Annotated in this window: 15 protein-coding genes; 4 read left to right on the top strand and 11 right to left on the bottom strand. The window is 54.5% G+C overall.

The annotated features are described in order from the left end of the window. The first annotated feature begins 109 nt into the window (after positions 1-109). Positions 110-1,000 carry a LysR substrate-binding domain-containing protein gene (locus KGA69_RS14855; protein ID WP_045391629.1) on the top strand — a complete coding sequence of 297 codons (891 nt, stop codon included), beginning with the start codon at positions 110-112 and terminating at the stop codon, positions 998-1,000. 46 nt (positions 1,001-1,046) lie between these two features. Here KGA69_RS14855 and KGA69_RS14850 read toward each other — a convergent pair whose 3' ends face one another. The 4 genes from KGA69_RS14850 to KGA69_RS14835 form a co-directional block, all read right to left on the bottom strand. Then, positions 1,047-1,385, bottom strand: a complete 339-nt coding sequence (locus KGA69_RS14850; RefSeq protein WP_045391899.1) for a DUF1869 domain-containing protein — start codon at positions 1,383-1,385, stop codon at positions 1,047-1,049. Between the two features lie 9 nt (positions 1,386-1,394). Next, positions 1,395-1,727 (bottom strand): TehB family protein, encoded by a 333-nt coding sequence (locus tag KGA69_RS14845; RefSeq protein WP_045391632.1) that lies wholly within the window; start codon positions 1,725-1,727, stop codon positions 1,395-1,397. A gap of 214 nt (positions 1,728-1,941) precedes the next feature. Beyond that, positions 1,942-3,858, bottom strand: a complete 1,917-nt coding sequence (locus KGA69_RS14840) for a putative bifunctional diguanylate cyclase/phosphodiesterase (RefSeq protein WP_045391635.1) — start codon at positions 3,856-3,858, stop codon at positions 1,942-1,944. Positions 3,859-3,868: 10 nt separating this feature from the next. Continuing rightward, a complete protein-coding gene (locus KGA69_RS14835; RefSeq protein WP_045391638.1) occupies positions 3,869-4,366 on the bottom strand; it encodes a putative pterin-binding protein in 498 nt (165 codons plus the stop codon). 287 nt (positions 4,367-4,653) lie between these two features. On the opposite strand from KGA69_RS14835, the gene shiA reads away from it, so the two are divergent. Continuing rightward, positions 4,654-5,973 carry a shikimate transporter gene (gene shiA / locus KGA69_RS14830; protein ID WP_045391641.1) on the top strand — a complete coding sequence of 440 codons (1,320 nt, stop codon included), beginning with the start codon at positions 4,654-4,656 and terminating at the stop codon, positions 5,971-5,973. Positions 5,974-5,985: 12 nt separating this feature from the next. Next, complete coding sequence (locus KGA69_RS14825) at positions 5,986-6,726, top strand: lipoyl protein ligase domain-containing protein (protein ID WP_074165846.1); 741 nt, start codon at positions 5,986-5,988, stop codon at positions 6,724-6,726. Between the two features lie 8 nt (positions 6,727-6,734). Here KGA69_RS14825 and KGA69_RS14820 read toward each other — a convergent pair whose 3' ends face one another. Continuing rightward, positions 6,735-7,469, bottom strand: coding sequence for an HPP family protein (locus KGA69_RS14820; protein ID WP_045391644.1), 735 nt, complete (start codon positions 7,467-7,469; stop codon positions 6,735-6,737). A gap of 199 nt (positions 7,470-7,668) precedes the next feature. On the opposite strand from KGA69_RS14820, the gene KGA69_RS14815 reads away from it, so the two are divergent. Beyond that, entirely contained in the window at positions 7,669-8,778 is a 1,110-nt protein-coding gene (locus KGA69_RS14815; protein ID WP_047050694.1) for an adenosylhomocysteinase, read from the top strand. A 38-nt stretch (positions 8,779-8,816) separates the two neighbouring features. Here KGA69_RS14815 and cobT read toward each other — a convergent pair whose 3' ends face one another. The 6 genes from cobT to sbmC all read right to left on the bottom strand — a co-directional run bounded on the left by cobT (position 8,817) and on the right by sbmC (position 13,477). Then, the gene (gene cobT, locus KGA69_RS14810; protein WP_045391648.1) at positions 8,817-9,875 is read right to left on the bottom strand and encodes a nicotinate-nucleotide--dimethylbenzimidazole phosphoribosyltransferase; all 1,059 of its coding nucleotides are present in this window, start codon (positions 9,873-9,875) and stop codon (positions 8,817-8,819) included. A 27-nt stretch (positions 9,876-9,902) separates the two neighbouring features. Beyond that, positions 9,903-10,643 carry an adenosylcobinamide-GDP ribazoletransferase gene (cobS, locus tag KGA69_RS14805; RefSeq protein WP_045391650.1) on the bottom strand — a complete coding sequence of 247 codons (741 nt, stop codon included), beginning with the start codon at positions 10,641-10,643 and terminating at the stop codon, positions 9,903-9,905. Continuing rightward, a complete protein-coding gene (gene cobU, locus KGA69_RS14800; RefSeq protein ID WP_045391652.1) occupies positions 10,640-11,182 on the bottom strand; it encodes a bifunctional adenosylcobinamide kinase/adenosylcobinamide-phosphate guanylyltransferase in 543 nt (180 codons plus the stop codon). Before cobU ends, cobS begins: the two co-directional genes overlap by 4 nt. A gap of 172 nt (positions 11,183-11,354) precedes the next feature. Next, the gene (locus KGA69_RS14795; RefSeq protein ID WP_015365834.1) at positions 11,355-11,678 is read right to left on the bottom strand and encodes a DUF496 family protein; all 324 of its coding nucleotides are present in this window, start codon (positions 11,676-11,678) and stop codon (positions 11,355-11,357) included. A 168-nt stretch (positions 11,679-11,846) separates the two neighbouring features. Further along, positions 11,847-12,905, bottom strand: a complete 1,059-nt coding sequence (locus KGA69_RS14790) for an FUSC family protein (protein ID WP_045391654.1) — start codon at positions 12,903-12,905, stop codon at positions 11,847-11,849. A 101-nt stretch (positions 12,906-13,006) separates the two neighbouring features. After that, positions 13,007-13,477, bottom strand: a complete 471-nt coding sequence (gene sbmC, locus KGA69_RS14785) for a DNA gyrase inhibitor SbmC (RefSeq protein ID WP_045391656.1) — start codon at positions 13,475-13,477, stop codon at positions 13,007-13,009. Between the last annotated feature and the right edge of the window lie 106 nt (positions 13,478-13,583).

Here is a 13,583-nt window from a genome sequence, read left to right as displayed (position 1 = left end):
ACGCTGATGAATTAAACTCAGCGTCTATTTCACATATCAGTAGGCTACCGCCTGTATAATGAGTACAGCAAACGCATAGATTTCAGCCATAGATGAGAAAAATTCAGCCATGAGAAAAACCCGCCTTCCTCCGCTGGGCGCGCTGCGCGCCTTTCATGCCGTGGCCCGCTGCCGCAGTTTTAAACGCGCCGCCGATATGCTCGGAGTGAGCGCTACTGCGGTAAGTCATCAGATAAAACTTCTGGAATCTGTGCTGGAGTGCCGGGTCTGTGAACGCAACGCCATGGGCGTCAGCCTGACCGACAGCGGCGAAATCCTCTACGCAGGCACGCAACGCGCCTTTAGCGCGCTGGAAGAAGCGACTACGCAAATTGTTCGCTCACACCAGCCGCCGTCGCTCACCGTCACCACCACCTCCAACTTTTTGACCCACTGGCTGGTACCGCGGCTGGCAGCATTTAAAGCGGAATTTCCCGCCATCGACCTGCGGCTCCATACCAGCGTCGAGCGTGTGGATCTCAACTTGCGCAGCGTCGACGTCGCGATTCGCTATCGTGAAACGCCGGAGCGCAAACTGCACTGCACCTTGCTACATGAAGACCGCTTTATCGTCGTCGCCAGCCCAGCGCTGGGTATTACACGGCTGGAGGATTTGCGTCACGCTACCCTGTTCCACGTTGAACATCGTCACGTTCCGGCAGATTCGCCAGACTGGGAGAACTGGCTGCGCCACTACGGGCCATCACAACTGAATACCGGCGCAGGGTTAACCTTCAGCGACGAGACGCATGCGCTCCAGGCGGCTGTGGCGGGACAAGGCGTGGTTATTGCCAGCGAACTGCTGGCGCGCGATCTGCTGCAACGCCGGGTTCTGGTAGCGCCATTTGAGATGTCCTTACCCGGAGCGAACTATTATCTGGTGGCGACACCAGAGATAGCCCAGCGCGGCGATATCAACGCGTTGCGGAACTGGCTACTGCGGCAGATCGCGCTTAGTTGAAGCCTGTGAAAAGGCAGATATCGGGCGATATCTGCCAGACGGCGTATTACCAGCCGCAGACGTTAGTCTCTTCGTCAGACTCATAGCCGCGCACAATATTGATGAGCTCTTTCACCGCGTCAGCGGCGATCTGCGGGTCCTGTAAGGAGTCAAGCGAGTCAAAGTCTTTATCCACCGACACGCCATTATTATTATTCGTTACCGTCAGACTAACCCCTTTACCCTGTAAATTATCGCTCGAAATCCCAGAGAGTAATTCTGCTACGGCCTGAGCCGCGATATCAGGAACATAGAGCGCCATCGGCTTTAAATAAACTTTCTCATATTTTTCGTGATTGTTGCCATTGACTATCGCTAATGAATAACCTTTATTTTCACTGTTCATAGACATAGCTTATCCCTCAATCAGAATTTTAGGGTCAACGTAAAAATCGACATTAAATACGGTATCGTCAGATAATGCCTCAATGCAGTGCCACTTTTCCGCAGGGAAGACACCAAACTGCCCCGCTTCGATAGTCATCGTTTCAACAGGGTCTGGGCTCGTTTCATCGGCATAACCATAATAGCGTATTGCACCCTGCATCACCGACAGACGCGGATAGACGCCCTGTCGCGTGCCGGCATCAAGATGGCGTTTCCAGATAGACGCGGGTGCGGTCTCTTTGGTCCACATAGGGGTGGAACGGGTCTGAACATAATGGGTAGGTATAATGATTCGCTGCATGATTTGCCTCTCTTTCCGCGCCGTGAAATAACGCCGCGAATGGAACGATATATTGCATATCATATACCTCTTTTAATTGCTAAGGGTATTATTTTTTCGAATCTATTGCTTCTACCCCTATTTATACCCATTACGGATTAGCGTTATTTAAAATATAAAAAAGCGCCTGCGATAGTTCACAGGCGCCATTTTAAAGAGCGAGGGAAATCTTCTTTCAGTTGTTATTTAACAGCCCCGGCTTCCCGATCAAATATCCCTGGACGAGATCGCAACCTAATTGTTGCAGCGAAGTTAACTGTTCCTCGGTTTCAACGCCTTCGGCGACGATGCGCATATGCAAGCTTTTCCCCATACTGATGATCAGGCGCACAATATCAAGGTCGTCTTTTTGCATAGGTATATTGACCACAAACGAGCGATCAATTTTGATCTTATCGAAAGGGAAATAACTCAGCCGCGACAATGACGAATAGCCGGTACCAAAATCGTCAATAGAGATCTGAATCCCCTGCTCGCGCAACTGGCTGAGGATCTCCAGCGAGCGTGTATTTTCGTTAAACACATCAGATTCCGTAATCTCAAGATCAAGGCGTCGCGGGTCGAGTCCGGTCTTCTTTAGCACCGCTGCCACCGTCTCGGTAAGCGAAGTATTAATAAGTTGAATCGGTGAGACGTTAACCGAAACCTTCAGCGGCTGTTCCCAGCGGGCAGCCTCCTCACAGGCAGTTTTCAGCACCCACTCGCCAAGTTGGTTTATCAGGCCGGTTTTCTCCGCCACCGGAATAAACTCAACGGGCGGTACCATACCGCGTAGCGGATGGAACCAGCGTACCAGCGCCTCGTAGCCGTAGATTTCACGCGACACCGTGTCGGCGATTGGCTGGTAGTAAACCTTGAACTGGTCATTTTCCAGCGCATGCAGCAGATCGTCCTCAAAGGATTTGTTTTCCTGTAAACGTTGCAACATGCCAGGACGGAAAATCTCCACGTGGCCCGCGCCAGACTTTTTCGCTTCATACAGCGCCAGATCGGCACATTTGTATAAGTAATCGGTACGACTTTCACCATCGGAGATAACGATGCCGATGCAAGCGCCGATGTTAATCAATGAATCGTAGATATAGTAGGGCTGGCTGATTTTCTCGCGGATCACATCCGCCCGCTCCAGCGCCATTTCTTCGCTCAGATCCTGCGATACAAGGGCAAATTCGTCGCCGCCAAGCCGGTACAGCGTCTCTGATGTTTTACGGAAGAACGACAGGCGGCTGGCGAGCTCCTGCAGCAGTTTGTCACCCGCATCATGTCCCAGGGTATCGTTAACATCTTTAAAATTATCCAGGTCGAACAACATAACCACAGCGCAACCATTATAAGGTTTTACGTGATTAACCACTTCCTGCAGCCTCTGCCAGAAAGAGAGGCGGTTAGGCATGCCTGTTAACGAATCGTGATAAGCGTCATATTGCAAACGGCGGTTTTGTACCTGCAGTTTCTCTTTCGACAGCTGCAAATCGTTAGCTAACAACTTCATGCGCACATGCGCTCGACGCAAGTTATTATTTTGCCGAAGCATCAATAAACCCAGAGAAATACACATCGTAATCAGCAAGATTGAAATCACCGAATAGATGTAATAAAGATGCTGAATCTTATCGTGCGTAAGATTAACGACATCAAAGTCCTGCGCCAGGGTCATGGAGGCCAGTGAGGTCATCGGGCCATCCAACTTACTCATGGTATGCAACAGAGTCACCATCTGCTCAGGCGTCATGGTGTCCAGTTGCCGATCGAGTTGATCGAGGATCTGAATCAGACTGGTAACCGTGGCCTGCCGCTGCTCGCTTTTTCTGATGAACTGGCCCAGATCGCCCTGCTGTAGCAGCTCGATCTGGCTCATCATTATTTCCAGGCGCAGGCGTACCTCATCGCGGTCGGTCCCCTTCACGTTCAGCGCCAGGGCGCTTAAACGAGCCTCAAGACGCATATATTCAGAGACCATCTGGGATACGGACCACGAGTCGGTGTAACGTGTTAATTTTTGCAGCTCACTCTGCCGCTCATGCACCAGATAGGTAATGTATCCGGTGACGATAAAAAGCGACAAAATAATGGCAGTGAGTATTCGATTCAAGATCAGAGCCTTACTCAATTATAATCTTTGAAACCTGCCATGCCGAGCGGGAATAATAGATTTGGTTCTGTAACTCCGCGCTACTATCGTAGGGATAAACAATAAAAAGCGGCCCTTTGTCACGAATGCGCATATATTCGCCATTCATCTTCAGCGCGAGGATCACCGGGAATTTATGAAAATCCTCCACCGGCACCTCGGTTGTATAATCATTCAGAGCCATCACTTTCGCCGTCTTACCTTGCGCACCCACTAAGTCCATAAGTTTGCTAAGTGAAATACCGTCAAAGCGCACTTTTCCTGAATACCAGGGTGTGGTTGTGATCACTGTCTCATTGCCCAATTTTTCTAACGCGGCAACGTCAAATACGGCGGTATCGCCTTCGTTTGTATTGGTAATCTTTCCTGAAATGGTTAAAACGGGTTTGCCCGTTGGCGCAGGCAGTTTTTCTGCGAAAGCATTAGGTAAAACTAAAACATAAAATAAAACTGCAAAAATTAGACGCATATCACCCACCATATCCAGCGTTGGAGATAGTAATTGTAAACCATTTACGTGAATTCTTAAAAGCTGTCCCAGTGGGGCGACAAAAATAAAATAGCAGTCATGGTCAACAGTTAACCCGCGCCAGCGGTGGAAATTAAATGTTCGATTTAGACATTTTTTACTTTATTGTCTTTCCTGCAGGTAAAAAACTTTTCAGTTGAACTTGTGCGCGGTAATCTCCCTAACGGCGCGAAGATAAGAAAACGTCTCATTCAAATAATAACAAATTAGCAACAAACAGGACAGACATGGACTCAACGCTTATTTCACCCGACTCCGGCAAGGGGGTTGGTTCTCTTAATCGCGCTCGTCGCGCGGCATGGGGCAGCTTTGCCGGCGCCGTCGTCGACTGGTACGATTTTCTGTTGTACGGCATCACCGCCGCACTGGTGTTCAACCGCGAATTTTTCCCACAAATTGGCCCGGCGATGGGCACGCTGGCAGCCTTCGCGACTTTCGGTGTCGGCTTCCTCTTCCGCCCGCTCGGCGGCATTATCTTCGGCCATTTTGGCGACCGTTTAGGCCGTAAGCGCATGCTAATGATGACCGTGTGGATGATGGGGATCGCCACCGCCTGTATCGGCCTACTGCCTTCCTTTAACCAGATTGGCTGGTGGGCGCCGGTTTTGCTGGTGATTTTGCGCGCGGTGCAGGGCTTCGCCGTCGGGGGCGAATGGGGCGGCGCGGCGTTGCTGTCGGTTGAAAGCGCGCCGAAAAACAAAAAAGCGTTCTATAGCAGCGGCGTGCAGGTGGGTTACGGCGTCGGTCTGCTGCTCTCTACTGGGCTGGTATCGCTTGTCAGCAGTTTCACCACCGATGAGCAGTTCCTGAGCTGGGGCTGGCGCCTGCCGTTCCTGTTTAGCGTAGTGCTGGTACTGGCGGCACTGTGGATCCGCAACGGCATGGCCGAGTCGGCGGAGTTTGAACAGCAGTTGCAGAAAACGCCCGCCGCGAAGAAAAAACGCCTGCCGGTACTGGAAGCGTTGGTACGCCATCCGGGTGCCTTCTTATTAATCATCGCCCTGCGCCTGTGTGAACTGTTAACGATGTATATCGTGACCGCATTCGCCCTCAACTACTCGACGCAAAACCTCGGCCTGCCGCGTGAACTGTTCCTCAATATTGGGTTGCTGGTGGGCGGTATTAGCTGTTTTACCATTCCCTGCTTTGCGTGGCTGGCGGATAGGTTTGGCCGCCGTCGGATCTATATTACCGGGGCGCTGATCGGGACATTAAGCGGCTTCCCCTTCTTTATGGCGCTGGAGCAGCACTCATTGTTCTGGATCCTGTTTTTTGCCCTGATGCTGGCCAACATCGCCCATGATATGGTGGTCTGCGTGCAGCAACCGATGTTTACCGAAATGTTTGGCGCCAGCTATCGCTATAGCGGCGCAGGCGTCGGATACCAGGTGGCCAGCGTGGTCGGCGGCGGTTTCACGCCCTTCATCGCCGCCGCGCTGGTCACTTTCTCTGGCGGCTCGTGGCACAGCGTGGCGATTTATCTGACGGTCGGCTGCCTGATCTCTGCCGTCACGGCGATGTTGATGAAAAATCGCCATCCGGCATAAAAAAGGGGCTTCGTGATAACACCACAGAATACGGACTGCTGGCCTGACGGGTTCAACGCCGACGAATTGCCCATTGTCCGCTGCAATGATCCAACGCTCGCCGAACAGCCTTTGTTCGAGCGCGCACGCCGCGGTGAAGCCGTCGCTCAGCTCTGGCAGGCGCCGCAGGGGTTCGTAGTACCCGGCAGTTACCGGAAATTCGCCAATCTGCCCGCGGTCAGCGAAGCCTTTGCCGCCCGCGGCTGGCCGGTATGGATCCGTCGCTCCGGCGGCGGGCTGGTGCCGCAGGGGCCGGGGATCCTCAACCTGAGTCTTGCCTGGCCGGTAACCCAGCCGTTAGGCGAAGCCGCCGAACCTATTTATCTGTTGTTGTGTGGAATATTGCAACGCACGCTGGCGACCTTTGGCGTCGAAAGCCAATTTCAGGCCGTCAGCGGTTCCTTCTGCGACGGGCGCTATAACCTTGCCTGCGGCGAGGGAGAGAACGCGCGCAAGATTGCCGGTACCGCTCAGTACTGGCGGCCCGTAGCCGAAAGCCAGGGGCACATCGTTCTGGCCCATGCGGTGATATTACTGGATACCGACCTGCAGGCAGCGCATCAGGCGGCCAACAGTATTGAGGCGCAGCTCGGTAGCGGCAAGGTCTATGGCGCGGACAAAACGATTACCCTCGCCGAATTATTGCCGGGTGAAACCGACCTCATCGAGCGATTCAGGCTGTCGCTAGCTAAGACGCTGCAACGAGTGGGTTAACAGCGTCACTAGCGCGCTTTTTGATCGGCGGCAAGACGCAACCGAGCCTGCTGTTCGATATTCTCCAGTAGCTCCTGAACATCGTCCTCATCGATATCGAGGAATTGCCCCTCCAGCAGCGCGGCATGAATATCTGCACGAGTGACTGTAATCCCCATCGGTACCGCATTCGGCTTCACTTCTTCCGCAGCCAGCGGATGCGGGTAGCGGCGACCGACCAGGTTATTGAAGACAATCGCCAGCAGCGCCAGCATCATGGAGTTCAGGAGCACCGGCGTCAGTACAAACTGGTAGCCTTCACTGTGTACGCCGGCGCCGCCAAGAATAGCCGTGAGCGCCACCGCGCCGCCAGGTGGATGCAGGCAACGCAAAAAGCACATCCCGGCGATCGCCAGCGCCGCAGCCAGGCCGCAGGCGATCGCTGTATCCGGCACTAACAGCCCCACCGTGACGCCGATCAGCGCCGAAAGCACGTTGCCGCCGACGATAGACCAGGGCTGAGCAAGCGGGCTGCTGGGCGCGCCAAATAGCAATACCGCCGAGGCGCCCATCGGCGCAATAAACCACAGATTCACCTCGCCAAGCAGCCAGTGGCTGAACATGCTGGTGACGGCAAGACCCGTTCCGGCACCGATTGAGCCCAATAAAATATGCTTTTTCGCAACGGGTAAAGCGTGGGGTTTTAAACGGCCGAGGAAAATACGCGCGCGGGAAAATAGCGGGCGCTGTAAAACGCGTAACATCGAACGAATCGCTCACATCATAGGAAGAAATTATATTTCATTGTCTTAATTTAACTCTTCATTAACAACCATGTATTTATGATGCCTATTATTTGCAACTTTATCGGGCAGTGCGGGTTATGTGATTTTTACATGCTGCGTTAGAATCATCTTCCCCACCGGGGTTAAACCCACTCTACGGATTAAAGGTCACAATACGGTGAATAATAAGACAAATTTAACGAAAGAAGTGGCATGGGCCAGCCAGAATATGCCGCGTACCCTGCGCCAGGTGGCGGCCCTTCCCGACCTCAGCCATGTACGCCTGGCCTGCTGTATGCATCTGGATATGAAAATGATCCCGCTGGTGCAGGGGCTCCTGGAGAAAGGGGCGAAAGTCTTTTTGACCACCTGTAACCCAACCACCGTGCAGGATGAGGTCGTCGCCTGGCTAGTAGAACGCGGCGCGGAAGCTTGCGCCTGGCGCAATATGAGCGATACCGACTGGCAGCAATCATGGGAAAAAGCCATCGCCTGGGGGCCAACTCACCTTTGTGAGATGGGCGCAGATATTACCACCCTGCTCCACCAGCGCGGCGAGTTCGGCAATGTCGTCGCCGGCCTTGAAGCCACCGGCTCCGGCGTCAATCGTCTCGGTGATATCCGCCCCGGCTACCCTATCTTTAACTGGGATGATCTGCCGGTCAAAGAAGGGCTACATAACCGCCATATGGTTGGCCTGACGGCCTGGCACACCTTCTTCCAGACCACTCACCTTACCCTACATGAGAAAAAAGTGCTGGTGATCGGCTACGGCCTGGTCGGGCAAGGCGTCGCGGCGGCGGCAAAAGCCTTCGGCGGCCAGGTCATGGTGGCGGAAATCGATCCGGCGCGCCGTTTACAGGCCGCTTATGACGGCTGGCATGTCGTGGATTTACAGGATGCAATCGCATCAGCCGACGTCGTAGCCACCGCCACCGGCGGCAAGAAAGTGGTCAACAGCCTGGCGCTGGACAGCGCTAAAGATGGCGTGTTTATTCTCAACGTCGGCCACGTGGCGGAAGAGATTGACTGCGAACACCTGCGCCAGTTCCCGCATGAAGAGGTTATGCCCTATATCAACGCTTATCGGCTGCCGGAGAAAACAATCTATCTGATGGCCGATGGCTCAATGCTCAACCTTACCGCCGGTTTTGGCGATAGCCTGAATGCGTTTGATGTCACCCTTGCAGTGATGGCCAGCGGCATTCGTCATATCGTCACCGACGGCATGCAAGCAGAAGCGGATGTTTATCTGCTGCCGCAAAGCGTGTGGCAGCAGGCGCTGTAAGCACTATTTCGGGGGGCCGGTCGGCGCCCCGAAGCCGGTTAACGGGTTTCCGGCAGCACGATATTGCTCTCCGCCAGCGTCCCCATATCGTTGAACATTGCCCCTGCCGCCTCGACCAGATGCATCGCTAACGCCGCGCCGCTGCCTTCGCCTAAGCGCATCCCCATATCCAGATAAGGCTTCAACTGCAGATGCTCCAGCGCAATATGAGCCCCCTTCTCCGCCGACAGATGCGACGGAATCAGATACGGATGCAACTGTGGGGCAATCCGGCAGGCCGCCAGTGCCGACGCGTATGATAAGAAACCATCAAGTATCACCGGCAATCCGCAGGAAGCGGCGCCCAGCATGACCCCGGCCATCCCGAGCAAGTCAAAACCGCCCACTTTTGCCAGCACGTCGAGGCCATCGCCCGCTGAAGGCTGGTTGACCGCTATCGCCCGGCGTACGACTTCCGCCTTGTGCGCCAGCTGCGATACTGGAAGGTTCGCGCCGATGCCTACAACATCGCCGGCATCATGATCGGTCAGCACGCTGACTACTGCCGCAGCGGGGGTCGTGTTAGCCATTCCTAATTCGCCCACGCCGAACAGACGCACGCCCTGCTCCGCAAGCTGACGGGTGTAGCGCATGCTCGCCAGCAGCAGCGTTTCGGCCTGCTCCCGGCTCATCGCCGCGGTGCAGGCAATATTGCCGCTACCGCGCGCCACTTTCATATTCACCAGACCAGGGATGGGTTCGGCGTCAATCCCGACGTCAATCACCTGAACATCAGCCCCCGCCTGCGCTGCCAGCACGCAAACGCCGGTATTCTTACGGGTCATATTGACCGCCTGAATCGCGGTCACCGCCTGTGGCGAGACGGTAACGCCTTCATGCCAGACGCCGTGGTCGGCGCACATGACCACAATAGTTTTACGTGGAAAACGTAACGCGCCCTGTAGACCCGGCATGCCTGCCAACTGAATCGCCAGCGATTCCAGACGCCCCAGGCTGCCAGGCGGTTTCAACAACCCGTCAATATGCTCACCAGCGCGCGACATCGCGCTTTCGTCCAGTCGCGGGATGGCTGCTAACCATTCAGTTAATGTATTCATATGCTTCCTGTCAGCGCGATATATGCTCTATAGCAACGCCAGTAAAAAGATAACTTCGCCCAGTTCAATGGCCGCCCCAAGCGTATCGCCGGTTTGCCCGCCCAGCGTGCGCTTCAGCGCCTGACCAAGCGCCGATATCACCAGCAGCGTTATAACCGCAGCCAGCAGGCCATGCAGGCCCAGCAGCAGCGTTGCCAGCGCCAATGATAGCGCCAGGGTAATGACGGTCTGTCGGAAAGTCACCTTGCCAATAAATACGTTACCAAGCCCCTGCTCCCGGGCATAGCGCTGGCGGTACATCAACAGCACCGACATCCCTCGCGCCACGGCACAAGATGCAGCCAACGCGGCCAGCATCGAGGTGCCGCGCAGCGCCAGTTCGCTAATGACGAGAACCTTCGCCACCAGCACAAAGATCAGCGCCAGTCCGCCGTGCGTCCCCAACCGGCTATCGCGCATGATCTCCAGCATCCGTTCGCGGCGGCGGGCGGAAAAGATCCCATCGCAGGTATCCGCCAGGCCATCAAGATGAAAACCGCCGGTCAGCAGCGCCAGCGCCAGTACGGCAAACAGCGCGGCCAACGGCAGGCCGCACCAGGCATGAAGCGCCAGCATCACCAGCCCGGCAATCGCGCCAAGTAGTAACCCCACCAGTGGGAAAGTGACGATCCCGCGCTCATATTGATCGATTTCCAGCCCCTGTGACCAGCGGGCCGGAACCGGCAAGCGGCTCATAAAAGAAAGCGTGGCGAAGAACGATTTAATCATTTGATTTTGACTCCTATCCCTGAAACAACCAGCCACACCTCATCGGCGGCCGCGGCCAGCATCTGATTCACGCGCCCGGCAATATCGCGAAAATGCCGCGCCAGCCGGTTATCCGGCACTATTCCCAACCCCACTTCATTGGTGACCAACAGCACCGGCGCCGGGCAGGCGCGGCAGGCAGCAATCAGTTGAGTGATTTCTTGCATGACTATCCTTTCCAGCGCTGCATAATCCCATTCATCAGGATCCGTTTCCCCACCTTCAGCGAACAGAATATTGGTGACCAGTGTAGTGACGCACTCAAGCAAAATGGCTTCATCGGGTGCATAATCGGGGGTAATGAGTGGCGCCAGGTCACGGCTGCGCTCTGCAGTACGCCAGTGCGCCGGACGGCTATTACGGTGATGTTGAATGCGTGCGGCCATTTCATCGTCAATAACGGCTGAAGTGGCGATATAGAGCACCGACGCGCAGGATTGGAGTAAAGATTCGGCGTGACGGCTTTTGCCGCTACGCGCGCCGCCGGTAATTAGTATCATCGCGGCGGTACCTGAAGCTGGGACTGCATGTGATAAACCCTTCCGGTATCAATAAGTTCACGGCGGCAGTATAACAAACTGTCGGCTTAAAGGGCGATGCTTATACGGAGGTTTAAGGCGGGAAGATGGAGGAATCCGGCGGCCTGCAATGCCGCCGGAAGAAGTGGGTAGTTTATTCGCCGACTTTGGCTTCACCCATCACTTTGAGTTTTTTGGAGATATCGCGACGCTCTTTCGACAGCTCGGCGTTTTTGATGATGTAATCGTCAACGCGGTCTTCGTAGTCGGTTTTCATGCTGGCGATGATACCCTGAATGGCTTCAACGCTCATACCCGGCTTGATGTAATCGCTGAGGTTGTCCAGCAGCAGGACACGCTTCTGGTTATCACGGATCTTTTTCTCAACGTCCTGAATTTCACGCTGCAGTTTGTTCTTACGACGGAACAGACGAACAAACTCCAGAACGTCCTGGAAAGAAGGCTTAGTTGTTTCCATTTTTACACCCCTAATATTTGAGATTCGGATTCGCTAAAGCGACTGCCCTATAGGGCTAACATAACTGCTAGCAGTCGCTGATGACAATGTTTTTTCCTTTGCGTTTATCATAACCCTAAATGTTGCTGAATCGAAGCAACCTGTTCACTTCGCGCACGTATCTGCCTTTTATTTGCGCAGCGCGCGGCAAATAAGGTGCGACAGCAGCTCAAGCTGGCGCGCCAGCTCAATGGTCAGCCAAACATAGCCGTGAATCGGCGTTTCCGACAGATTATCGTCCTGATGCTCTTTGATAAGCTGTCGCAACTCGACCACGATCTCGTTGAGCTTCTCGGTGTTGGCGCGAACCGGCTGCGGGTTTCCCTCATACAGGGCATGGGCGATAGTCAGCAACGTTTGCTGGGTCATCCGTTGGGTTTCGCGCAAAGTCTGGGCGTTAAGCATCACAAAATGGCCCTGACGAGAGGCCCAATAAGCGTTGATTTGCAGTTCCAGCATGCATACCAGATTACGGCTGACGGTCTGGATGGCTTCGAAGATTGCTTTCTGAATATGCGTTTCTTTGCTGGCCGGGGTTATCAACCCACGCATTTTCACCACGTCATTGAGCGCTTTCTGAAGATGTTTTTCCAGCCGCGGGCGCTCAACCAGATTCGGCGAAAAACCGGCCTGATACAGCCGATTAAACGTTGTGACATAATTCGCCATCTGGATGCGCCAGTGCAAAAACGCCCGCTGCGGCCAGATACCGGTAAACAGCATCGCCAACAGTGAACCGAAGATGACATCGCCGCTTCGCCACAGCGCGGTGTTCATATCGCCCGGCGGCGCGCCCACCACCACCGCCAGCGTAATGCCGATCAGCAACGCCTGGTAGGGCCGTTTGCCGAGCGCCAGCCAGCCGCAGAGGAACATCGCCACCGCGCACCACAGCACCATAATTGGCAGTGAGATAAGTTCGAGTTTGAGCGCTACCAGCCCCAATACCGAACCGAGGATAGTGCCGCCAATACGTTCGAAGGCCCGCGGCACCACATTGCCCCAGAAAGAGATAGGCCCCATCACCACCACCAGGGTGATCAAAGGCCAGGTGCCCTCCGGCACGTTCAGCAGACGCACCAGCAAGAAGGTCAGAACAAAAGCCAGCGCAATGCGGATACCGTGCACAATTCGGTAATGACGATACAGTCGGATCTCAAATGGCTTAAGTGATTTATCAGCGCGCACGGCCTGCTCCGGCAAACAGAAAAAGCCAATTGTAGCCGCTTTTTTCGCAAGCGCACTGAGCTAGTGTAAGAAACCTTGTCAAAATCAGGGATAAAGGTTTATTAGCCGACGCGATTCACCGCCACATACATCTCAATATCCCAGTGACCGTCCTGGTTGCCGTCGTTAAGGTAGATTTCAAAACAGGGTTTATCAGCAATTTGAAGATCGCTGCTCTGCAGCAGGCTGTCAAAGAACTGCAGCCACGGCGTGGAGAAATCATGGTTAATGACCCGCGCGCTGGCGCAGGCGTAGTCGCCGCCGGCAATCGCGGTGAGGATGACTCCTTCGCTATTCGGCGGGATGACGTAATCATCCGCCACGGTAACAACGGTGTCACAACGCAGTTTTTCCGCGGGCACCTGCTGCGGATTATCGTAATAAACCGCCACCCACTCCAGAGCCGGCACCTGGTGGTGACTGACCCACGCCGCCAGTTGTTCAAACCCCTGCTTTACGGTCTGCTCCCACGGGCCAACCATATGAAACCCGGCAATCTTGCGGGCGTCGAGAGATTGAATGCTGTAGTTCATAGCACCTCCAGTGTTGATAGAATACTGTATAAATATACATCAAATTTAGCAGGCGGATGAACAACAGTATGTGCGCGGATTCACAGAGTCGCCACAAGCGCGAAAT

Origin of the sequence: Klebsiella sp. A52, from assembly GCF_018388785.1 — a bacterium.
GTDB classification, from domain to species: Bacteria; Pseudomonadota; Gammaproteobacteria; order Enterobacterales; family Enterobacteriaceae; genus Klebsiella; species Klebsiella aerogenes.
The sequence above is the reverse complement of the archived record's forward strand: the minus strand, read 5'-3'. Positions and strand labels throughout refer to the sequence as shown.

Bases quoted from the DNA above. Each gene is read 5' to 3' on its own strand.
- cobS (WP_045391650.1), bottom strand. From the start codon at position 10,643: ATGATTAAATCGTTCTTCGCCACGCTTTCTTTTATGAGCCGCTTGCCG.
- KGA69_RS14820 (WP_045391644.1), bottom strand. From the start codon at position 7,469: ATGTTACGCGTTTTACAGCGCCCGCTATTTTCCCGCGCGCGTATTTTC.
- cobT (WP_045391648.1), bottom strand. From the start codon at position 9,875: ATGAATACATTAACTGAATGGTTAGCAGCCATCCCGCGACTGGACGAA.
- shiA (WP_045391641.1), top strand. From the start codon at position 4,654: ATGGACTCAACGCTTATTTCACCCGACTCCGGCAAGGGGGTTGGTTCT.
- KGA69_RS14835 (WP_045391638.1), bottom strand. From the start codon at position 4,366: ATGCGTCTAATTTTTGCAGTTTTATTTTATGTTTTAGTTTTACCTAAT.
- KGA69_RS14850 (WP_045391899.1), bottom strand. From the start codon at position 1,385: ATGAACAGTGAAAATAAAGGTTATTCATTAGCGATAGTCAATGGCAAC.
- KGA69_RS14795 (WP_015365834.1), bottom strand. From the start codon at position 11,678: ATGGAAACAACTAAGCCTTCTTTCCAGGACGTTCTGGAGTTTGTTCGT.
- cobU (WP_045391652.1), bottom strand. From the start codon at position 11,182: ATGATACTAATTACCGGCGGCGCGCGTAGCGGCAAAAGCCGTCACGCC.
- KGA69_RS14845 (WP_045391632.1), bottom strand. From the start codon at position 1,727: ATGCAGCGAATCATTATACCTACCCATTATGTTCAGACCCGTTCCACC.
- KGA69_RS14855 (WP_045391629.1), top strand. From the start codon at position 110: ATGAGAAAAACCCGCCTTCCTCCGCTGGGCGCGCTGCGCGCCTTTCAT.
- sbmC (WP_045391656.1), bottom strand. From the start codon at position 13,477: ATGAACTACAGCATTCAATCTCTCGACGCCCGCAAGATTGCCGGGTTT.